19 protein-coding genes and 2 pseudogenes are annotated in these 19,827 nt (G+C 62.4%); 12 read left to right on the top strand and 9 right to left on the bottom strand.

Annotated features, from left to right (window positions below):
• The 4 genes from M3I54_RS39555 to M3I54_RS39540 form a co-directional block, all read right to left on the bottom strand.
• A partial coding sequence (locus M3I54_RS39555) for a transposase (protein ID WP_254341894.1) occupies window positions 1-197 on the bottom strand: 197 nt, incomplete at its 3' end.
• A gap of 221 nt (window positions 198-418) precedes the next feature.
• The gene (locus M3I54_RS39550) at window positions 419-853 is read right to left on the bottom strand and encodes an SET domain-containing protein (protein ID WP_254345526.1); all 435 of its coding nucleotides are present in this window, start codon (window positions 851-853) and stop codon (window positions 419-421) included.
• Window positions 854-1,205: 352 nt separating this feature from the next.
• On the bottom strand, window positions 1,206-1,658 hold the full coding sequence (locus tag M3I54_RS39545) for an HU family DNA-binding protein (RefSeq protein ID WP_254345524.1): 453 nt from the start codon (window positions 1,656-1,658) through the stop codon (window positions 1,206-1,208).
• Window positions 1,659-2,253: 595 nt separating this feature from the next.
• Window positions 2,254-2,865: a PolC-type DNA polymerase III gene (locus M3I54_RS39540; protein WP_254345522.1), complete on the bottom strand. Its 612-nt coding sequence runs from the start codon at window positions 2,863-2,865 to the stop codon at window positions 2,254-2,256.
• Between the two features lie 113 nt (window positions 2,866-2,978).
• Here M3I54_RS39540 and M3I54_RS39535 point away from each other — a divergent pair, with 113 nt between their 5' ends.
• Window positions 2,979-3,197, top strand: coding sequence for a hypothetical protein (locus M3I54_RS39535; RefSeq protein WP_254345520.1), 219 nt, complete (start codon window positions 2,979-2,981; stop codon window positions 3,195-3,197).
• 148 nt (window positions 3,198-3,345) lie between these two features.
• On the opposite strand, the gene M3I54_RS39530 is transcribed toward M3I54_RS39535, so the two are convergent.
• Window positions 3,346-4,737 carry a PLP-dependent aminotransferase family protein gene (locus M3I54_RS39530; RefSeq protein ID WP_254345519.1) on the bottom strand — a complete coding sequence of 464 codons (1,392 nt, stop codon included), beginning with the start codon at window positions 4,735-4,737 and terminating at the stop codon, window positions 3,346-3,348.
• Between the two features lie 365 nt (window positions 4,738-5,102).
• Here M3I54_RS39530 and M3I54_RS39525 point away from each other — a divergent pair, with 365 nt between their 5' ends.
• The 9 genes from M3I54_RS39525 to scpA are packed head-to-tail and all read left to right on the top strand — an operon-like array spanning window position 5,103 to window position 13,783.
• A complete protein-coding gene (locus tag M3I54_RS39525) occupies window positions 5,103-5,585 on the top strand; it encodes an MSMEG_0572/Sll0783 family nitrogen starvation response protein (RefSeq protein WP_254345517.1) in 483 nt (160 codons plus the stop codon).
• An 18-nt stretch (window positions 5,586-5,603) separates the two neighbouring features.
• Window positions 5,604-6,638 (top strand): Nit6803 family nitrilase, encoded by a 1,035-nt coding sequence (locus M3I54_RS39520; protein ID WP_254345515.1) that lies wholly within the window; start codon window positions 5,604-5,606, stop codon window positions 6,636-6,638.
• Window positions 6,589-7,710 (top strand): MSMEG_0568 family radical SAM protein, encoded by a 1,122-nt coding sequence (locus M3I54_RS39515; protein WP_254345513.1) that lies wholly within the window; start codon window positions 6,589-6,591, stop codon window positions 7,708-7,710. Before M3I54_RS39520 ends, M3I54_RS39515 begins: the two co-directional genes overlap by 50 nt.
• Entirely contained in the window at window positions 7,707-8,246 is a 540-nt protein-coding gene (locus M3I54_RS39510) for an MSMEG_0567/Sll0786 family nitrogen starvation N-acetyltransferase (RefSeq protein ID WP_254345512.1), read from the top strand. Before M3I54_RS39515 ends, M3I54_RS39510 begins: the two co-directional genes overlap by 4 nt.
• Window positions 8,243-9,238, top strand: coding sequence for a sll0787 family AIR synthase-like protein (locus M3I54_RS39505; protein ID WP_254345510.1), 996 nt, complete (start codon window positions 8,243-8,245; stop codon window positions 9,236-9,238). Before M3I54_RS39510 ends, M3I54_RS39505 begins: the two co-directional genes overlap by 4 nt.
• A 20-nt stretch (window positions 9,239-9,258) precedes the next feature.
• On the top strand, window positions 9,259-9,540 hold the full coding sequence (locus tag M3I54_RS39500) for an MSMEG_0570 family nitrogen starvation response protein (RefSeq protein ID WP_254345508.1): 282 nt from the start codon (window positions 9,259-9,261) through the stop codon (window positions 9,538-9,540).
• 53 nt (window positions 9,541-9,593) lie between these two features.
• Window positions 9,594-10,862: an MSMEG_0569 family flavin-dependent oxidoreductase gene (locus M3I54_RS39495; RefSeq protein ID WP_254345506.1), complete on the top strand. Its 1,269-nt coding sequence runs from the start codon at window positions 9,594-9,596 to the stop codon at window positions 10,860-10,862.
• Entirely contained in the window at window positions 10,846-11,727 is an 882-nt protein-coding gene (locus tag M3I54_RS39490; RefSeq protein ID WP_254345504.1) for a Pnap_2097 family protein, read from the top strand. The genes M3I54_RS39495 and M3I54_RS39490 overlap by 17 nt, the downstream gene beginning before the upstream one ends.
• A complete protein-coding gene (scpA, locus tag M3I54_RS39485; protein WP_254345503.1) occupies window positions 11,720-13,783 on the top strand; it encodes a methylmalonyl-CoA mutase in 2,064 nt (687 codons plus the stop codon). The genes M3I54_RS39490 and scpA overlap by 8 nt, the downstream gene beginning before the upstream one ends.
• A 72-nt stretch (window positions 13,784-13,855) precedes the next feature.
• Here scpA and M3I54_RS39480 read toward each other — a convergent pair.
• From M3I54_RS39480 to M3I54_RS39470, 3 genes and pseudogenes are all read right to left on the bottom strand, one after another.
• Window positions 13,856-14,455 (bottom strand): annotated as a pseudogene (locus tag M3I54_RS39480) (ABC transporter permease); the annotation flags it as partial.
• A gap of 54 nt (window positions 14,456-14,509) precedes the next feature.
• Window positions 14,510-15,904 (bottom strand): ISKra4 family transposase, encoded by a 1,395-nt coding sequence (locus M3I54_RS39475; RefSeq protein WP_254345502.1) that lies wholly within the window; start codon window positions 15,902-15,904, stop codon window positions 14,510-14,512.
• A 468-nt stretch (window positions 15,905-16,372) separates the two neighbouring features.
• Window positions 16,373-16,513, bottom strand: coding sequence for a hypothetical protein (locus M3I54_RS39470; RefSeq protein WP_254345501.1), 141 nt, complete (start codon window positions 16,511-16,513; stop codon window positions 16,373-16,375).
• Between the two features lie 543 nt (window positions 16,514-17,056).
• On the opposite strand from M3I54_RS39470, the gene M3I54_RS39465 reads away from it, so the two are divergent.
• Entirely contained in the window at window positions 17,057-18,397 is a 1,341-nt protein-coding gene (locus M3I54_RS39465) for an epoxide hydrolase family protein (RefSeq protein WP_254345500.1), read from the top strand.
• 818 nt (window positions 18,398-19,215) lie between these two features.
• Here M3I54_RS39465 and M3I54_RS45535 read toward each other — a convergent pair.
• Window positions 19,216-19,574, bottom strand: a pseudogene (locus tag M3I54_RS45535) (transposase); the annotation flags it as partial.
• A 58-nt stretch (window positions 19,575-19,632) separates the two neighbouring features.
• Here M3I54_RS45535 and M3I54_RS39455 point away from each other — a divergent pair.
• The coding region (locus M3I54_RS39455; protein ID WP_254345499.1) for a transposase at window positions 19,633-19,827 on the top strand (195 nt) is incomplete at its 3' end.

The raw sequence follows: 19,827 nt of genomic DNA, 5'->3' as shown, positions 1-19,827 counted from the left end.
GGGCGCAAACCCCGATCCCGCTCTTCCTTGCGCACCCAGCTACGCAGCGTCTCGCCCGAGCAGCCCAGCTTCGCTGCGATCGAGGCGATCACTTTCCATTGCGATTCGTGGTCGCCCTGATGTTCCAGTACCATTCGCACAGCCCGCTCACGAACTTCCGGCGAGTACCTTGGGGACTTCTTCTTGGTGTTTTCCATAGCTCCATTTTCTCAAGAAGTGGAGCCTCCGGAAATCCCGGGGCGGTTCACTTCGGCGACAGCGGCGAGTTGGACAGATTGATCGCAACGGTTAGATGCAATGCGGGCTACCGCCTTGGACGCGGCCGGTGTGCCTGATTTGCCGAGCCTTGCGCGCCTTGAGGCACCGGCTCCCGCAGTCGCCGCGTACTGCGGTGATGGGAACCGTCGGGGGCGCGTAGCTAGATCGGAGCAAGCATGGTTCCGCGGCAACGCCTGGCGCCGCAGCGACAGGTGTACTCGCCGACTGAATCGCGCGATTTCGCCGAGATTTCAAGCGCGTAGTCGATAAACAGTTCCTCGCCGACCTCGATGTCCCTGAGCGCGTTGATGTAGACGCGGCCAGATTGCTCGATCGCCTCGCAGTTCGCCTTGCACGCATGGTTGAGCCACCTTGCGCCGTTTCCGCCGCGGCCGCCATCAATGACGCGCCCGTCCGACAACCCGAAGAGGAAAGTGTGCCCAGCGTCAGCTCGCCGCGCATAGGTACGGGCCGCTTCCCGCCAGGTGGTGACGAGCCCCTTGTACTCAAAGACGCGCTCGCCGGCGGAGAGTACGCGCAGGGCAAAGACGCCCTTTCCGTGAATGGGAGAGTGCCGAACGGAAACGCGCTTCATGCCGGGAAAGTGTGAGGAAGGGTGATCTGGAGTATAGCGGCAGCAATGGCTCCCAACATGTGACGGTGGATCGTTGCGGGTGTCTGGTCATGGGCCGGCACATATGGGCCACTCGGCGCTCACTTCGTCGTCGCAAACGCGCCGGCTATTAGCCTCTTAAGTTTGACGTCGTCGCTGTGCATATTTTGCGGTGGTTGAGGCCGAAGCATGCCGCAATTGTGGCGCACCGTGGTGAGTTCCGTGCGGCTTAGGGTTCCCGCAAGCAGTGCTTGATTGGCCTCGATGGCGGTGGCGGCGGCCTGAAAACAAAAAAGCCCGCTCGGCGGGCTTCCTGTCAACGTCGCAACAGGCCTCAGGCTGCGGCGGCGTCCTTCAGCTTCTTCAGCGCGCGAATCTTCAGCTTCACCGTTGCCGGCTTTGCGTCGAACCAGCGGTCTTGACCTGTGAACGGGTCCTTGCCGAAGCGCTTTTTCTTCGCCGGGACAGCCTGGACTCCGATTTTCACCAGGCCCGACAGTGTGAACTCACCTGCACCCTTCTTATGCACCGAGCCCAGAATCGTGTCTTCTAGCGCAGCCAGAACAGCTTTGGCTGCTTTCGGTTCGACACCGGCTTGCTCGGCAACGTGCGTTGCCAACGAGGTCTTCGTGAACGTTTCCTTCAGCGGCTTGAGTACGCCATTGGTCGCAGCCTTCTTCGCCGGAGCAACAGCCTTCGGCGCGGCCTTCCTGGCTGCCGGCTTTGCGGCCTTCGGTGCGGGCGATTTTGCAGCCTTCGGGGCTTTCGTTGCGGTCTTCGTTGCCATGAATATTCCTCTATCAGGTTGAGAACCGCTTAAGACGGTGCACGACGCCTCGCGTTACTGCACTGTCTTAAGCTGGCGCTTAGCGTATCAACGGTTTTCGCGATTCGCAACAGGAAAACGCCTTCTGGCAAGCCGTTTCTTCATCGCCAGCGAAAAAAGCCCATGACGTACGCCCGATTTCGCAGCGGCCGCGCGTGAGAGCCGCGTCTGAATAGGAAGAAACGCGCAGTCCCACCGCCTGCACGCATCTGCATATCGGTAAGGCAGGCAACTACCCAGGTTACGGCGCTTTGCGGCTTCGCCGAACGGAACACACGTGGCAACTCAGGACCACCTCAAGCAGCGCGCGGAACAAAAAGGCCGCCCAGAATGGCTGACTGCCCAGCTCCCAACGGACGTCCGCTCAAAAAGGCGGCCGTCTACATGGCCAAAGCCATTCACACGGACTGGAGAAAACGCTCGCCAGCCTGAGCGGGTGGTGCGCTCGATCAGCTACTGCGTCATCAACACGACAACGCGACAGTGCCTCTGGAAGGCCTCCCTGGCAGCCCCCCACGGATCGAGGGGGCGGTCCAGGTTGTTCGGCGCTGTGGGCTCAGTCGTTAGAGAGTGAACCCAGAAATGTCGCAACCTTCGCCTTGCTGGTTTTCTGCAATCGAGCCATGAGGGCGTGATCGATTCGCTTCAGCCCGTAAGTTTGAGCGATGTCGTGCTGCAATCGGCACCACAGATGGCTGGCGACCTCAGCGTCAACCATCGCCCGGTGAGCACGACCCGATTTCGGTAGCCGAAGCATCTCCGCCAAACTAGAAAGGCGGTGACTCTGGGCGCCTGGGTAGATCCGCCTGGCGACGAGCATCGTGCAGGCAAATGAATGCTCCGCTGGCACTCCAAGAAGCCCCAGTTCTGCCTGCCAAAACCGCTTGTCGAAACCGGCGTTGTGGGCAACGACGGGATGGTTTCCCACAAACGCTGCAGATTCCCTCATGACTTTCGATACAGGAGGCGCCGATGCGATCATGTCGTTCGTGATGCCGGTGAGCGCAACGACATCGGACGGGATGCGCCGTCCTGCGTTCATCAAGCTCTGGTAACGATCAACAATCTGGCCGTCACGCAGGAGGATGACGGCAATCTCGGTAGCGCGGTCGCCCAGATTCGGCGAAAGCCCGGTTGTTTCGAAGTCGAGTACCGCAACGGTCTGCATGTTTCTTTCGTTCACTAATCAGTTGATGCCGTACTGTGCACGCTTCCCCAGGCCTGGCGAGCCGCCCAGGCAAGACGCCCCTATCCCGATGCCTGGCTGCATGGAGTACACCCTTGTACAAAGCCGAATGGAGCGCTTCGTTCTTTCTTGCCGTCAGGCTGATAACGCCTTTGTTTGTTCGCCCGGCTGCCGCTCAGGCCGGTTCGCCAGCCAACGACACATTCGAAGCCTGGATTTACAGGGTATTCGTGGCGATGCGCTCGTATCCGGATGCGTTAAATGAAGGGCGTATTCTACGCCTGGTGAACCGCCATTCTTTATATCGGCTCTAACGCCGGCGCGAGTTACCGGGGCGAACGTGAAGATGATTTTCAAATTTACTTGCGCGAGCGGCCGCGTGTGATTCAACCGATTGGCATTGAGCTGTCGGTTGCCCATGTCAAGAGGGTGCGGTGCTACCAGAGATGTAGCGGCCACGACTCACAGCATGGGGGAATGAAGATTGTCCGGATGATCCAGCATGTCTGCTACCAGATGTAGTGATTCCTCCATCGCAAACGCGTCACCGGGGCCACCCAGGCAGATGCGAACGGCATTGGGCGGATTGCCGTCTGTGCTAAATGCCGCGCCGGAGACCACGCCGATTTGCTTCGTGCGCAAATGCGAAGCGAGTTCGGACGCGCTCCAGCCGGTTTCGGCGGGCACCGTAAGCCACAGATGAAAGCAGTTCCTGGACGCCTCGATTGCACGCGACGCGAAAATTTGCGCCGCCATATGCTGGCGCACCTCGCACTCGTGGCGGATCGCCACGAGCATCTGCTGCGCAATGCCGCTCTCGATCCAGCGCGCCGTGAGATGTGACATATACGGACTCGCCATCACCGTGGTCGCGCGCAGGGCGCCAGAGAGACGTTCGGCGTGACGTGCACTCGGTGCGACGACGAAGGCCACACGCAACCCCGCGCCAAAGCACTTCGACATCCCGGTCACGTAGTAGGTCAGCTCCGGTGCGAGCGTGGCGAGCGCCACGGGCGGCGTTTCAGAGAGCATGCCGTAGGCGTCGTCCTCGATGATCGGCACGTTGTAGCGCAGCGCGATATCGGCGATATGCTCGCGGCGGTTCTGCGAGAGCGTGCGCGTGGTCGGATTCTGCAGCGAGGGATTGCAGTAGAGCACGCCCGGCTTGCGCGTCTTGCAAAGCACCTCGAACGCCGTGGCACTCAGACCCTCGTCATCGCGCGGCAGCGGCGCGAGCGGCATGCCAAGCTGATTCGCGATCACCTTCAAGCCCGGATACGCGAGGCAATCGGTGCAGATCGCTTCACCGGGCTTCACGAGCCGCAGCAGCAGCGCGACGAGCGCGTTGTGTATGCCTGGGCACACCAGCAGCGCATCCTCGCGGTGCGAAGGCAGGGTGTGACGCAGCCACTGGCTCGCCATGCTGCGCTCGAACTGCGAGCCGCCAAAATCCTGATAGCGCAACATCGACCACGGGTCGGCCGCGCCAATGATCTGCGCCGCCGACTCCGCGAGCAGCGCCGTCATTTCCGGCGGCTCGGGCGGCATGTTCATGGTCATTTCGAGCGAGGTGCCCGCGCGCAGCGGCACCGCGGGTGGCCTTCCGCGCACGTACGAGCCGCTGCCTGCGCGCGAGTCGATCAGGCCGCGCTTGCGCGCCTCCGCATACCCTCGCGCGAGCGTCGTGTAATTGATCTTCAGCGCATCCGAAAGATCGCGCAGCGCGGGCAGGCGGTCGCGCGGGCGCAGACGGCCGCTCGCCACATCTTCTTCGATGAGGTCGGGAATGGTCTGATAAACGGGCTTGTCGCTTTCGGCTAGCCGTTTGAGCCAATGGGCAGTGATGTTCGTCATGGACGTGCGCGCAGGCGCCTCCAAAAGTGGGCCCATTCATTCTAGTGAGAACGGACGCCGGAAAATAAACAATTGATCGCATGCGATCGCATTGAATGATCCGAATTGATGCACGCGTGCACCTGAAGCGAATGCGCATTGCCCCGCGCCGGGGCGCGTGCCGGATCACAACAACGGCGGGGCGCGGCGCGCATACGTGCCTGGCACGCGCTTCACAAAAAAAATCGTCTGGATCATTCGCGGCACGTGGCATTGATTGCCAATTGATCGCATGAAGCGTGCCGATTGATGGCATACCCGTTGCGATAAGAGAGACGCCGGCCACAGGTCGGCCACAGTCCTCAATTATTGAACGGAGTCACGCAATGCCCGCCATCACCACGCCCGCCCACAAGACCGGCGACTTCCTCGTCGATTACGAAGAGAAGGTGTTCGAGGACGTCAAGGCGGAACCCGGCGAGAAAGCGCTCGTTACGTTCCACACGGTCGCATTCGAAGGTTCCATCGGTTTCGTCAACATGCTGCAAGCCACGCGTCTGCAACGCAAGGGCTTCGAAACCTCGATCCTGCTTTACGGTCCCGGTGTGATGCTGGGCGTGCAGCGCGGCTTTCCCACGCTTGGCGCAGAAGCGTTTCCGGGCCATCTGAACTTCAACAACCAGTTGATGAAGTTCATGGCCGAAGGCGGCAAGGTCTACGCGTGCCGCTTCGCGCTGCAGGCGCTCTATGGCCAGAGCGAGTCCGCGCTGATCGAAGGCGTGCGGCCCATCAATCCGCTCGACGTGCTCGACCTGAAGCTGCTGCATCGAAAGTCGAACGCGCTCGTGATCGATACCTGGACTGTTTGAACGCACACGGGTATCGCCATGTCGATCACATCCACGAAGCGCATTGTCCGCGCGGCGGCGGTGCAAATCGCGCCGGATCTCGAGTCTGGCGCGGGAACGCTCGAGCGCGTGGGCGAGGCCATCGTCGCCGCGGCGCGCGAGGGCGTGCAGCTTGCCGTGTTTCCCGAAACGTTTCTGCCGTACTACCCGTATTTCTCGTTCGTACTGCCACCCGTGCAATCGGGCGCCGAGCATCTGCGGCTGTACGAGGAGGCGGTGGCGATACCCGGGCCCGTTACGGACACGGTGGCCTCGCTTGCACGCCAGTACGGCATGGTGATCGTGCTCGGCGTGAACGAGCGCGATCACGGCAGCCTCTACAACACGCAGCTGATTTTCGACGCGGACGGCCAGATCAAGGTGAAGCGCCGCAAAATCACTCCCACTTTCCACGAACGCATGATATGGGGGCAGGGCGACGCTGCAGGCCTGAAGGTCGCGGAAACGGCCGTGGGGCGCGTGGGGGCGCTCGCGTGCTGGGAGCATTACAACCCGCTCGCGCGCTACGCGCTGATGACACAGCACGAAGAGATCCACTGCAGCCAGTTCCCGGGCTCGCTCGTCGGGCCGATCTTCTCCGAGCAGATCGAAGTAACGATTCGCCATCACGCGCTGGAGTCGGGCTGTTTCGTTGTAAACGCAACTGGATGGCTCAGCGACGCGCAGATCGAATCGATCACGACGGATCCCAAGCTGCAAAAAGCGCTGCGTGGCGGCTGCAATGCCGCAATCGTCTCGCCGGAGGGCCAGCATCTGGCCGCGCCGCTGCGCGAGGGCGAAGGCATGGTGATCGCCGATCTCGACATGGCGCTCATCACCAAGCGCAAACGCATGATGGACTCGGTCGGCCACTATGCGCGGCCCGAGCTGTTGAGCCTCGCGATCAACGAGCGGCCCGCCACGCCCGTGTTTTCTCTCGACGAGGCGAGCGTCGCCCCAGTCGTCCCCACCAGGAGTGCCCACGATGAATGCCAGCGTCAACCTGCCGGAATCGAACCTGCAACTCTTGACTGAACTTCAGTCGAGCGGGCTGCGTCTGGCCGAGCCGGAGTCGACGGGCCTGTCGCGCCGCGGAGGCGCGGGTCCGTCGGACCACAAGGCCGTCGTGATCGACGGCGTTGCGCTCATGGTGCCGGTCCATACGCACGGCGCGCACCGGTCTGCATTCGTTGCGGATGCGCCCGACGATGCCGGTGTGAGCGTGCTCAGACGCGGCAGTATTCCCGTCGCGCAGATCGCATTCGCGAAGCCCCCGCGCTTCTACAAGCTGCAGACACTCGATGGCGTGCCGTACTCGCACATAGCGACGCTGCACGGCACCGATGTGCTCGCGACGACGGTGCTGCAGACCTGCATCCGTTACGAGAGCCGCAAGAAGGCCTGCAAGTTCTGCGCAATCGGACAGTCGCTCGCAGCGGGTCGCACGATTGCGCGCAAGACCCCGGAGCAACTCGCCGAAGTGGCGCGCGCGGCGGTGCTGCTCGACAACGTGAAGCACATGGTGCTCACGACGGGCACGCCAGCCACGCCCGACCGCGGCGCGGCGATTCTTTGCGAAAGCGCGCGGGCAATCAAGCGCGCGGTCAATCTGCCGATTCAGGCGCAATGCGAGCCGCCCGATGACGACACCTGGTTTGGGCGCATGCGCGACGCGGGCATCGACACGCTTGGGATGCATCTGGAAGTGATCGGCGAGGCCGAACGCGCGCGCATCATGCCCGGCAAGGCGTCGGTGCCCGTGAGCCGCTACATGGAAGCGTTCGAAGCGGCCGTGCGGGTGTTCGGGCGCGGCCAGGTGAGCACGTACCTCCTCGCGGGTCTGGGCGACACGCCGCAGCGTATTCTCGATACCGCGCAGCAACTCGTGCGTATCGGCGTCTATCCGTTCGTGGTGCCGTTCGTGCCCATTGCGGGCACGCCGCTCGAAGATCACGCGCCGCCTACGCCCGAATTCATGCGCTCGATTCTCGCACCGCTCGGGGCGATGGTGCGCGAAGCGGGCCTGCGCGCCGACGACATCAAGGCGGGCTGCGGCAAATGCGGCGCATGCTCGTCGCTCGCTTCATTCGAAAAGGTGGCGGCATGAGTGCGTCGCACGATACCGACGAGGAGATCGTCGTGCGCTGGGCCAGCGAGCCGTGGGAGCGCGAAGAAGCATTGGCGATACGCCGTGCCGTGTTTTGCGAAGAGCAAGGCGTTTTCGAAGGAGATGATCGAGACGAAATTGACGACGCTGCGCAACTGCTCGTCGCCGTGCAAGGCGCCGGCGGCGCGGCGCCTCGGGTGGTGGGCACCGTGCGCATTCATCGCGATCCCGCGGATGCATCGGTCTGGTACGGCTCGCGGCTTGCCGTGCGCGCGGATTTTCGCCGGCACGGGCGCATCGGCGCGACACTGATCCGTCTCGCCGTGAGCAGCGCCCACGCGCTTGGCTGCACGACGTTTCTCGCGCGCGTGCAGGCGCAGAACGCGCCGCTCTTCCGTCGTTTGCACTGGTGCACGCTCGAAGAGGTGATCGTGTTCGGGCGCGCGCATCACGTCATGCGGGCCGATCTTGCGCACTATCCGCCGTGCGCAACGCCCTATGCGGGATTCACCATTGACCAGCGGAGGGCCGCATGACGCTCGACGCAATCGTGGAGACGATCCGGGCGAGCCGCGGCCTTGCGCACAAGACCGACATCGCGCCGATGCTCGCCGCGCTCGACGCGGGCCACGACGCATCCGTGGTGATGGCCGCCGGTGACGATTGCGCCGCGATTCCCGACGGCGACGGCTACCTGCTGTTTGCCGCGGAGGGCATGGTGAGCGACCTGATCGAGGCGATGCCGTGGTTCGCGGGCTATTGCTCGGTGCTCGTGAACGTGAGCGATGTCTGCGCGATGGGCGGGCGGCCGATTGCGGTCGTCGACGTGATCTGGAGCCAGGGCATCGCACCCGCTGCGCAGGTGCTCGAAGGCATGGCGGCGGCGTCCCGCCAACTCGGCGTGCCTATTGTGGGCGGGCACAGCAACGCGCGCAGCGACCGCACACAACTCGCAGTCGCGATCCTTGGCCGCGCGAAGCGCCTGCTATCGAGCTTCGAGGCACGCTCGGGCGACAGGCTGCTGATGGCGGTCGATTTGCGCGGCGCATTCGTCGAACCGTATCCCTACTGGAACGCGGCCACCGAAGCGCCGGCCGAACGTCTGCGCGGCGATCTTGCGCTGCTCGCGCAGATCGCGGAGGACGGCCTGTGCGTGGCGGCGAAGGATATCAGTATGGCCGGTATCGTCGGCACCGCGATGATGCTGGCCGAGTGCTCTCGGGTGGGCGTCGTGATCGATCTCGCCCGCTTGCCGAAACCCGACGGCGTGCCGCTCTCGCGCTGGCTCCAGATCTTTCCGAGCTACGGCTACTTGCTGAGCGTGCGCGAAGAACATGTAGCCGAAGTGATCGCACGGTTCGAGGGGCGCGGCATTGCATGCGCCGGGATCGGCGAGATGCAGCCTGAGCCCTCGGTAGACGTGCGCTGGCAGGCCGAGACGCGCAGCGTCTGGCGGCTGGACGCGCAGACTTTCATCGTGCCCGCGGATCGGCGTGCGACGCGTGCATTTGCAAACCAATCTTCGTAGCACCCGACCAGGACCCCACCATGCCCGTCACTCATTTCGTCGTGCGCTGGCCGGACGGCACCGAAGCGCGTTGCTATTCGCCCTCGACCGTTGTCCGAGACTATCTGCGGCCCGGCGACTATCCGCTCGACGCCTTTCTCGATGCGACGCACGACGCGTTGGCCGCGGCGTCCGAACGCGTGCGCCAGAAGTTCGGCTACGCGTGTTCGTCCGCGCTCGATCAGTGGGACGTGATCGAGCGCACAGCACAGCCATTCCGTTCGCAACCGGCGGCGCTTGTCACTGTCGTGAGCGTCGATTGATTCACAGCGTCGCGGCGGCGTGACCGCCGCGAACGTTGCTTAAGGAGATTCTTATGTCCATTCAGGCACCTGCCGCCGAGGCCCATGTCAGCGTCGCCATTGTCGGCGGCGGTCAAGCCGGCCTCTCGATGAGCTATTACCTCAAGCAGTCCGGCATCGATCATGTCGTCCTCGAAAAGCGCTCCGTCACGCACGCATGGCGCGCGCAGCGCTGGGATGCGTTCTGCCTCGTTACGCCGAACTGGCAGTGTGCATTGCCAGACTATCCCTATCGCGGCGACGATCCGCACGGCTTCATGAAGAAGGACGAGATCATCGCGTGGCTCGACGGCTTCGTGCGTCACGTCGATGCGCCCGTGCGCGAAGGCGTGGCCGTGACGCGCGTAGCACGCCGTCCGCAGGGCGGTTTTCTCGTGCAGACCTCGGACGGCGCACTGAGCGCCGACCAGGTCGTGGTGGCCTCGGGCGGCTACCACACGCCGATTGTGCCGCGCATGGCCGAGCGGCTGCCCGCCCATGTCGTACAGATCCAGTCGTCGGAATATCGCACGCCGGAAGCTTTGCCCGAAGGTGCCGTGCTTGTGGTCGGCTCGGGGCAGTCGGGCGCGCAGATCGCCGAAGACCTGCATCTCGCTGGCCGCAAGGTCGTGCTCGCAGTGGGCGAGGCGCCGCGCTGCGCGCGCTTCTATCGCGGCCGAGACGTGGTCGACTGGCTTGCCGACATGAAGTACTACGACATGCCGGTCGAGGAACATCCGCTGCGTGAGGGCGTGCGCGACAACACCAATCACTACGTGACGGGGCGCGACGGCGGACGCGACATCGACTTGCGCAAGTTCGCGCACGAAGGCATGGAGCTTTACGGTGTGCTCGAGGACTATGCCGACGGGAAGCTGCGATTCGCGCCGAACCTGCAAGAGAATCTCGACAGTGCCGACGCCACGTATAACCGCATCAATGCGTCGATCGACAGATTCATCGCGCAACAGGGCATCAGCGCGCCGCCTGGCAACTCTTATCAACCGCTCTGGGCGCCGCAAGCGGAGCGCGAGTGGCTCGATCTCGCGGCGAGCGCCATCGGCAGCATTGTCTGGTGCATCGGCTTTCGGCCAGACTTCAGCTGGATCGACCTGCCGGTGTTCAACGGGCGTGGCTATCCGGGGCATGTACGCGGTGTGACGGCGCAGAACGGCCTCTATTTTCTTGGCCTGCCGTGGCAGCATACCTGGGGTTCCGGGCGCTTCTCGGGCGTTGCGCGCGACGCCGCGTATCTCGCGGACCGGATTGCGGCGCAGGCGAGGCCTGATGCGCGCGCGGCCTGAGAAGGCGCGTGCACCCGCGCGCACGAAAGCACAGGGCGCGTCCCGCACGCAGTACGTCGCCGGCATGCCCGAGCTGGCCTTCGCGGGCCTCTCGGAGCAGTGGCTTCTGCGCACTTGCGGGCAATTGCACTGGAACGCGCTTGCGCAGCAGGCAGGTGTCGCCTCACCGGACTTCTACGACGACGAAGGGCGAAAGTCGTATGCCGCGTTCACGGCGATCCGCGTGCGCGAGGCGCGACTCGAAGAGGTTGGCGAGCATCAGCGCTTCGCGATCGAAGCCGACGTGCAACGCATCGCGTTCGCGCGGCATTTTGGCGTCTTTCGCGTGTTCACGCCGGAGAGTGCCATCGCAAGCGTGGAGATGATCTCCACGTTTGTTCGCCGCGAGCGCAGTGGCGACAACCGTTCGGTATGCAGAGCGATGTTCGGTGGCGCGCCACTGCGTGCAACACCGGCTGCGGCGGCAGACCTCGCCGGCCAGGCGAAGCGCTTTCGCACCGGCGAGTGGACGCGTCATGGCCGGCTCGACCGGGCGGGACACGCCGCGCAGCATGTTGTCGAGTACCTGCCGTGCCCGTCGCTCGATTTCAACGGCGCGCATCTCCTTTACTTCGCGAGCTTTCAGTCGATGGTCGAGCGCGCCGAATGGCACTGGCGCTCGGCGTCGAATTCTGCGCCACCGTGTCTCGTCGAACGCGACATGGCGTTATACGGCAACGCAAACGTGGGCGATCGCCTGATGCTTTCATTCGGCGCGCGTCACGCCGACCATGGCGGCCTTTCGCACTGGTGCTCGATAGCGCGCGCGGCGGACGGCGTGCGCATTGCCGATGTCGTTACGCACAAACGGTGGTCTCATGAATGACACGATGTCCTTGCCGCGCAAGCCGCTCTACACCGCGGCCGATCTCGAAGGCGTGCCGTGGCTCGACGCGCGGCCGGGCGAGTATCCCTACATACGTGGCGTGCACGCGTCCATGTACACCGAGCGTCCGTGGACGATCCGGCAATACTCGGGTCGCGCCGACGCCGCCGTATCGAATCTCGCGTACCGGCGCGCGCTGGAGGCGGGCGCCGTGGGGCTTTCGGTCGCCTTCGACTTGCCGACTCATCGTGGTTACGACTCCGATCACGCGGATATGGCTGCGGACGTGGGCGTGGCCGGTGTCGCCATCGATTCTGTGGAAGACATGGCACGTCTGTTCGAAGGCGTTGCGCTCGACCGCGTTTCCGTTTCCATGACGATGAGCGGCGCGGTACTGCCGGTGCTCGCGGCATACATCGTCGCGGCGCAGGAGGCGGGCGTGAGCGCCGCGCAGTTGCGCGGCACCGTCCAGAACGACATTCTCAAGGAATTCATGGTGCGCAACACGTACATTTTTGCACCCGAGCCTTCCATGCGGATCGCAACGGACGTGGTGCGCTACGTGATGGAGCACATGCCGCATTTCCATGCGATGTCGATTTCCGGTTATCACATCCAGGAAGCCGGCGCGGACGGCGTGCTCGAACTCGCCCTCACGCTCGCGAATGCAAGCGAGTACGTGCGGCGGCTGGTCGGGGCAGGCGTCGATGCCGATCGCGCTTGCCGCCGGTTGAGCTTCTTCTTCGCAGCGGGGCGCGACTTCTTCGGCGAAATTGCCAAGCTGCGCGCCGCGCGCGTGCTATGGGCCGAACTCGCACGCTCGCTCGGCGCGCGAGACCCGCGTGCCATGCAGTTGCGCATGCATTGTCAGACTGCTGGTTCGACGCTGACTGCGCGGCGCGCGCAGAACAACATCGTGCGTACCACAGTCGAGGCGATGGCCGCGGTGTTCGGCGGCACGCAATCGCTGCATACGAACGCGTGGGACGAGGCGCTTTCGTTGCCTGGCGAGGACGCAGCGGCGCTTGCGCGCGACACGCAATTGATCCTGCAGCACGAGATGGGCCTTTGCGACGTAGTCGACCCCTGGGCAGGCTCGTATCTGATGGAAGCGCTCACGGCGCGCACCGTAGAAGCGGTGCGCGAGATGCTCGTGCAAATCGCCGCGCAAGGCGGCGTGATAGCGGCAGTCGAGTCGGGCTGGGTCGAGGCGCGCGTGCACGAGGGTGCGGCGCGGATTCAGGCGCAGACTGATTCAGGTGAACGCGCGGTTATCGGTGTCAATCGCTTCCGGGTGCCGCACGACGACGAAAGCGAAAGCCTCGATGTCGATGCACGGAAGATACGCTCGCTTCAGGCCGACAGGCTCCGGCGGCTGCGTGCGAGTCGCGATCCACAGCGAGTGCGCGCCACGCTCGAGCGGCTCGCGGAGGTCGCGAGAAGCGGCGAGGGCAATCTGCTCGCGGCGACAATCGACGCAATGCGTGCGCGCGCAACGGTCGGCGAATGTACATCGGCGCTCGAACAGGTTTGGCCGCGCTGGAGCGCGCCGTTACGAGCGGACCGGCGCGCCTGGGCGCGTGCTCGTGCAGGCGATGCCGCCTGGGAGGCAGCGAAGGACGGCGTAGCGAAGTGGCGGCGATCGCGCGGCCGCGCGCCTCGCATCGTTCTGCTCAAGCTCGGCCAGGACGGCCATGATCGTGGCGTGCGCGTGGTGGCCGCCGCGCTCGCCGACGCAGGCTTCGAGGCGGAGATTGGTCCGCTCTTTGTGACACCCGGACAGGCCGCGCAATGGGCGACCTCGCGCTCGCCCGACATCGTCGGCGTCTCGACCCTCGCGGGCGCGCATCTGAGCCTCGTTCCAGCGCTGATCGACGCACTGCGTGCGACCGATATCGACGCGCCAGTCGTCGTGGGCGGGATTGTCCCGCGCGCGGATCATGCGCGGCTCGTTGCGCATGGCGTGGCGGCGCAATTCGGCCCGGACACGCCACTCGACAGTATCGTGCGCAAGCTGTTAAGCGTAACGAGACACGAGACTAACGCGCCTGTTTGAGGCCGCCGAGCACGTCTCCTGTGGCATGCCTCTCGGCGCGAAAGCGGCGTTGAACATCCGAAGCGACGTGCACTAGTCCTGCATCGGCCGCGCACCGAAGCGGTGATAAAGGCTACGCGCCGCGTAGTCAATCAGGAAGCCCAGTGCACCGATGACGAGGACAACGGCTACGAGTTCCGGGTACGCGAGCCGGTCGCGCGTATCGAGGATGAGATAGCCGAGGCCCGAACTCACACCGAGCATTTCGGCGGGCACGAGTACGATCCACAGCACGCCGAGCGCGAGTCGCACGCCGGTCAGGACGTGTGCGGCGATGCCCGGCACATAGACATGCCAGATCATTTCGGCGTGCGTCGCGGCGAGACTCTCGCCAAGCTGCACCCAGCGCGTATCGATCTGCTGCACGCCCGCCGCGGTGCTCATGACGATGGGCCCGACGGCGGCGAACGCGAGCAAAAAGTAGACGGGCGGATCGCCGACGCCGAGCGACATGACAGCGATCGGCATCCACGAGAGCGGTGAGATCATCCGCAAGAATTGCAGCGCAGGCGAAAGAGCGGCTTCGATCGCCTTGATGCGCCCGATCACGAAACCGAGCAGCACGCCGAGTGCGATAGCACATGCGAGACCCACGCCGATGCGCCGCAGGCTCGCGCAGATGTGCACAAGCAACGGGAGTGGACGAAAAGTGGGGGAGCGTTCAGTTCTGTGTTAGATGACCTCGGGCTACCTGAAGTGCGGAAAACGCTTCATGAAACAGCTCTGCAACCTGCCGTCAAGCAAACCCACGCGAGTCTGGAGTAGATAGTGCGCCCCCTTCATGGACCAACGCATCTGTTGTCGCTTTGATAAGCGACGATTGATCAAGTGATTCATGACCGACTCCGCAGACGCCGACGAAACGCGTCGTCCTTCCGTACGGGCACGTTGATAGTCGACCAGATCCGTTTTGTTATGCTCCAGGAATGTGAGCAGGCGGCCCGTTGCACGATAAGCTGTCCCTGAAGTGAGTCGGTAGAAGAACGGTAGTTGTTCTGAAGCGATAGCGAGAGTGGCGCTCATTGTGCGGAGCATCTCGATTGCGGTCTCACCGCGACCGCGCCACAGCGCATCGCGTACCTTGGTGAGGAGGCGCTCCGATCGCTGGATGATTTCCGGTCTTTCGGAAAAATAGTTACATGCACAAATGGAAGTCCGTATCGCGTGCAGTTTCATGCTGACGTGAAACCAGTCAAGAATCCTCGGCGATACACGAGGGGCTAGTGATGTCACCAGCGAGCGCATTCCGCGAGCCCCATCTGAGATAACATCGATCATGGTAGATGGAACCCAGCCACATTGGTCAAGGGCGCCTGCCACAAGAACCCGGGTCAAGCTTGGCCGCTGCAAAGCAGACACAAATCTTCGGGATACTTGGCCATCGCGCTCGACCCTGCCGGCGATGACTTCGAATTTGCGGACTTCCTGGAACTGGTTGGCGCTCAATACCGTTCCGTCAATCGCGATCCGCAGGTGGCCGGCTCTGTTGCGTTTGCGCGCGCCAGCTAGCCATCCGATCCGAAATTGTTCATTCTCAACGTATTCTCCGCACTGAACGGTGTCTTTACGGACTGTACTGTGCGACAGCTTCTTTAGTCCGGCCAGGTCAGCGACGGAACGCGCAGCCTCGCGATAGGAATCGGATGCTCCGTGTTTCGCACACAGGTATGTTAATTCTGGTGTACGTCGCGTCGGCAGAAGGGGCTCAATTGAGCACTCTGAAAATCGTAGATCGATAGAGTCCCCGTTTTCGTCGTACGGCTCAGGGGTGCATAAGCAGGATATAACTCGCGGCACCTTGACTTGAACGTTGCCAATTGCGGTCGCAAAGGTCCGGGAACACCAATCCTTGATGCGCCGATAGCTGCCGCATTCTCGGCAGTTTCGACGAAGCCTGTCATAGGCGTTGATCTGATCTTGCGCTACAAGTTGCTGCAGGGCTGCCAGAATCTGGCGGCCTTCGACAAGAGACAACCCGAAATCGGCAGGCGTCGCGTCAATCAACGGCCGCTGCACCGTGCAAACAGCGATCGTGTCGCTCGTTCCTTGCCGCTGCAGAAGTATGTTCCAACCTAGTTTCATGGCCGTCTCCCCAGCGAGTCAACGGTTGCAGTGTAGTCTATGCCTACCTCCCCCGGATTTTGTCCACTCCCCAAATTAGTGGGCACATTAGCGCTTCTGTGAACACCATTAGCAGAAAATACGAGCTGCAACACGCGCATCCCGACTCCCGAACATGAAGATGAGCGGCGAGTACACCGTGAACTCGATCGCCTGCGCTAGGAGCGCACTGTCCATAGCAACCGCATCCGCTCGCTGCTGATACTCCACAACCTGCGGCCCGAGCGAATCGGTGCCCCCAGCGACTGGGCCATCAGCGACACATATTCATCGAACCGTTTCGAAGATGATTAGTCCATTCGCATTCCTAAAAACTTTCTTGAAGACAAGCGAATAAGCCTTGTTTTTTAACATTGTGGTACTAGTCAACCCGACGAGTCCGCACATCGCGCAGCATCTTGAGGCGCTCTGTCGCACTTTGCCCGTGCCTCACGCCGCCCACTGACTGGTCAGAATCCGAGACAGGGTAGCGTTCGGCAATGTCTGACTTGAAAAATGGCCAATACTTTCCGGCCATTGTGCTTGCTGCTGTTCCAGACTCTGCAACATCGGTGCTTCCATTGTTGCCATGTTCTCATGGGCAGCACCCAGAAAGATGTGATCGTGAACCCGCCCGCGAAAGCGGCATCCTCGAACTTACGCATGGCTCTCTCACTTGGAGTAGTTGCGCGCTTCGCACGGACTTAGCGGCCAATGCGACACGCCAGGTGATTGCTGCGCCGCGGCAAGTCTCCCGGGTCTGCGCTGAGCGCATGTATGGCTCGAACGATAGATCAATAAGAGGATGGTATCGGTAACGTTTTGCAGGGGTCCTGCCGTTTAACCACCCCGCTTGGTCCTTTGCGCTGAACGCAGTGCGATTTTATTCCCGAACGACACAACTGTTCTTCTACTTTGGGAGTTTACCCATGGATCGTCCGCATACACAATGCCTTCAACTGTCGCGAACTACGGTTAGCGGTTGGTCAGAGCGGTATCGAAGTGAGGTTTGCCAATTAGCTGCGCGCGTACATGGGTCGAATGGGGTAATCGTGAAAGCATTTCCCCGGGTTATTGCTTCCCTGCGACAGTCATCGCTCCGCTTGCCCGTATGTATTGAGAATTGGAACGTGTATGCCAAACGATATCTCTCTCCAAACCCCGTCGCGCCGTCGACTTATTGGTGTCGCAACGGCGGCCGTTGCTGCCGCCTCATTGAGCCGGCTCGCTTTCGCGGAAACGAATCAAGCCATCATTGAAGCCGCACCGTCTACCGGTAGTGACAAGGCCGCGATTCGCACGCTCCGTGTGCATGCGCCAGAATCGCAACTCACCGATCTGAAAAGGCGTATCAAGGCGACTCGGTGGCCAAAGCGGGAAACGGTCGCAGATGCATCGCAAGGCGTCCAGCTTGTGACGATCCAGAAACTCGCACGCTATTGGGGAACGGACTACGACTGGTACAAATGCGAGGCGAAGCTGAACGCGCTGCCGCATTTCATTACCGAGATCGATGGCCTCGACATTCATTTCATTCACGTTCGTTCGAAGCATGAAAACGCGTTGCCGCTCATTGTCACGCACGGTTGGCCCGGATCGATCATCGAGCAGTTGAAGATCATCGATCCGCTCACCAATCCCACTGCGCACGGCGCGATCGCATCGGATGCGTTCGACGTTGTGATTCCATCGCTGCCGGGTTTCGGATTCTCAGGAAAACCAACCACCCCGGGCTGGGACATACCACGTATCGCTCACGCGTGGGTTACGCTGATGAAGCGCCTTGGATACACGCGCTTTGCGGCGGCGGGCGGAGATGTTGGTGCGCAGGTCGGCGACGAGTTGGGCGTGCAGGCACCTCCGGAATTGCTCGGCTATCATTCGAACATGCCTGGTACCGTTCCAGCCGACATTTCCAGGGCACTCAGTTTCCACGAGCCGGCGCCGGCAGGGCTCTCAACCGAGGAACAGAACGCGTGGAACCAGTTGGACCTTTTCTATAAGAAAGGGCTGGGTTACGCCACCGAGATGTCACTCCGCCCGCAGACGCTATACGGGCTCGAGGATTCACCGATTGGCTTGGCCGCATGGATACTCGATCACGACGCAAGCAGCTATGCAATGATCGCACGCTCGATCGCCGGACAACCCGAAGGACTCTCCCCCGATGACATCCTCGACAACATCACACTCTATTGGTTGACGAAAACGGCGGTGTCTTCGGCGCGTCTCTATTGGGATGCCAGCGCCACGGCGAAGAAGGGCTTTTTCGACGTCAAAGGCGTCACCAGGATCCCGGTGGCGGTGAGCGCGTTTCCGCAAGAGATCTACACCGCCCCGCGCAGTTGGGCGGAAAAAGCGTATCCCGAGCTCATTCACTACAACAAGCTTCCCAAAGGTACTCACTTCGCCGCGTGGGAACAGCCGGTGCTTTACACCTCCGAAATCCGGGAGTCTTTCAGAACGCTGCGTTGACCGAAAGGGACACGGGCACCCCGCGTGCCCGTCATTCCTGCATGGCCGTATTCCAGCGACCTGCAAATGCGTGATATTCGCGAGGAGAATCACCCGAACGTCGTCAAATGCGCCGTCGCCAACAAGCCCGCGCGTATCGCCTGAGCGGTGCCGACAAAGCACACCGCGCACGACGCGTCGCGGCTGGGGCTCGCGGACTGATCCATCGTTTCACGCAACAAGGTTTTGCGACTGCTGGCATCCGATGACTTAACGGCACAGCGATCGGACGAAGAACCTGGTGAATCCTATCGCTGAAAGCAGCTGCCGACATTTTGAGGATCGTCCGATGCGCTCTTCATCTCGTAACAGCGATTCCCGATAGATTTGCGCAAGCCACGAAGTCATTAGAACAAGAGGTTGCAAATCGCGGGTGGCCATAGATAGGATATAACTGCTATAGCAGAAATTTTTTTTTGGTTGACGATCGCGGCCACTGACGCGCAAACAGGTCGGTCGGGGCCGGTCCGCGATCGGTAATCAAAAAAGGATGTTTGTGCTAAACCTGCTCCGCAGGCGTTGGCCTTTATGGGCATTGAATGAACGGCGCGGTGATTTGTGATGGCCTGCGCAGGGGCGGCGCGCGCCAGAACCGGGTGGTTGGCCGGGCCGGTCGCGCAAAGCCAGCGCAAATGCGGATGCCAATGGGTAAGGAGTGCGGTGTTTTGCGGCATTGTGAAGGTGCGACGACGCCAGAGCGCGAGTGGGTTCGCGTTGGCCGCATGGGGAAGACCAACGTGCGCGGGGATGGTGCTGATGCGGATCAGCGCACATGGGCCGGGAGGCGCCCGCGCGAGGGCGCCAGGCGTGTCGCCAGGCAGCGCGCCTTCGATGCGGCGGACCATGTGCCCTTGCCGCACGCGGGGCAATCGCGCAGTGACCTGCCGGTGAGCTGCTGGTAACGGTAGCGGTAGTCTTCCGCGATGATGGGCGACGCAGCGACGGGCGGCTCGACGCCGAGCAGCCGCCGGCAGGTGGCCAGGCTCTCCGCCCGGTGACGGTTGGCGAGCCACCCGTAGCTGCGGATGCGCTTGAAGCCAACGGGCAGCACGTGCAGCAGGAAGCGGCGAATGAACTCGTCCGCCGTCAGGGTCATAGTCCTGTGGCGGGCTTCGTGATGGTAGTCCTTCCACTGGAACAATGTAAGCGGCTCGTTCCGGCCGTTATAGACGGTGACTGAGGGCGAAATCAAAGTGATGTCCATCATTTCCGATCTGATGGGCATCACTTTGACACAGTCTGCAGAGAAGAAGCCGGGTACCCGAACGGGGCGCCCGAATTACCCCCGTGAGCTTCGTGAGCGACTGGCAGCGGCCGCTTGCGAGCCTGGCGTATCGGTCGCGAAGCTGGCCCGGGAGAATGGCATCAACGCGAACATGCTGTTCACCTGG

It is taken from the genome of Paraburkholderia sp. CNPSo 3274 (assembly GCF_024206475.1).
Classification (GTDB): domain Bacteria; phylum Pseudomonadota; class Gammaproteobacteria; order Burkholderiales; family Burkholderiaceae; genus Paraburkholderia.
The sequence above is the reverse complement of the archived record's forward strand: the minus strand, read 5'-3'. Positions and strand labels throughout refer to the sequence as shown.

Bases quoted from the DNA above. Each gene is read 5' to 3' on its own strand.
- M3I54_RS39550 (WP_254345526.1), bottom strand. From the start codon at position 853: ATGAAGCGCGTTTCCGTTCGGCACTCTCCCATTCACGGAAAGGGCGTC.
- M3I54_RS39545 (WP_254345524.1), bottom strand. From the start codon at position 1,658: ATGGCAACGAAGACCGCAACGAAAGCCCCGAAGGCTGCAAAATCGCCC.
- M3I54_RS39540 (WP_254345522.1), bottom strand. From the start codon at position 2,865: ATGCAGACCGTTGCGGTACTCGACTTCGAAACAACCGGGCTTTCGCCG.
- M3I54_RS39530 (WP_254345519.1), bottom strand. From the start codon at position 4,737: ATGACGAACATCACTGCCCATTGGCTCAAACGGCTAGCCGAAAGCGAC.
- M3I54_RS39525 (WP_254345517.1), top strand. From the start codon at position 5,103: ATGCCCGCCATCACCACGCCCGCCCACAAGACCGGCGACTTCCTCGTC.
- M3I54_RS39520 (WP_254345515.1), top strand. From the start codon at position 5,604: ATGTCGATCACATCCACGAAGCGCATTGTCCGCGCGGCGGCGGTGCAA.
- M3I54_RS39515 (WP_254345513.1), top strand. From the start codon at position 6,589: ATGAATGCCAGCGTCAACCTGCCGGAATCGAACCTGCAACTCTTGACT.
- M3I54_RS39510 (WP_254345512.1), top strand. From the start codon at position 7,707: ATGAGTGCGTCGCACGATACCGACGAGGAGATCGTCGTGCGCTGGGCC.
- M3I54_RS39505 (WP_254345510.1), top strand. From the start codon at position 8,243: ATGACGCTCGACGCAATCGTGGAGACGATCCGGGCGAGCCGCGGCCTT.
- M3I54_RS39500 (WP_254345508.1), top strand. From the start codon at position 9,259: ATGCCCGTCACTCATTTCGTCGTGCGCTGGCCGGACGGCACCGAAGCG.
- M3I54_RS39495 (WP_254345506.1), top strand. From the start codon at position 9,594: ATGTCCATTCAGGCACCTGCCGCCGAGGCCCATGTCAGCGTCGCCATT.
- M3I54_RS39490 (WP_254345504.1), top strand. From the start codon at position 10,846: ATGCGCGCGCGGCCTGAGAAGGCGCGTGCACCCGCGCGCACGAAAGCA.
- scpA (WP_254345503.1), top strand. From the start codon at position 11,720: ATGAATGACACGATGTCCTTGCCGCGCAAGCCGCTCTACACCGCGGCC.
- M3I54_RS39475 (WP_254345502.1), bottom strand. From the start codon at position 15,904: ATGAAACTAGGTTGGAACATACTTCTGCAGCGGCAAGGAACGAGCGAC.
- M3I54_RS39470 (WP_254345501.1), bottom strand. From the start codon at position 16,513: ATGGCAACAATGGAAGCACCGATGTTGCAGAGTCTGGAACAGCAGCAA.
- M3I54_RS39465 (WP_254345500.1), top strand. From the start codon at position 17,057: ATGCCAAACGATATCTCTCTCCAAACCCCGTCGCGCCGTCGACTTATT.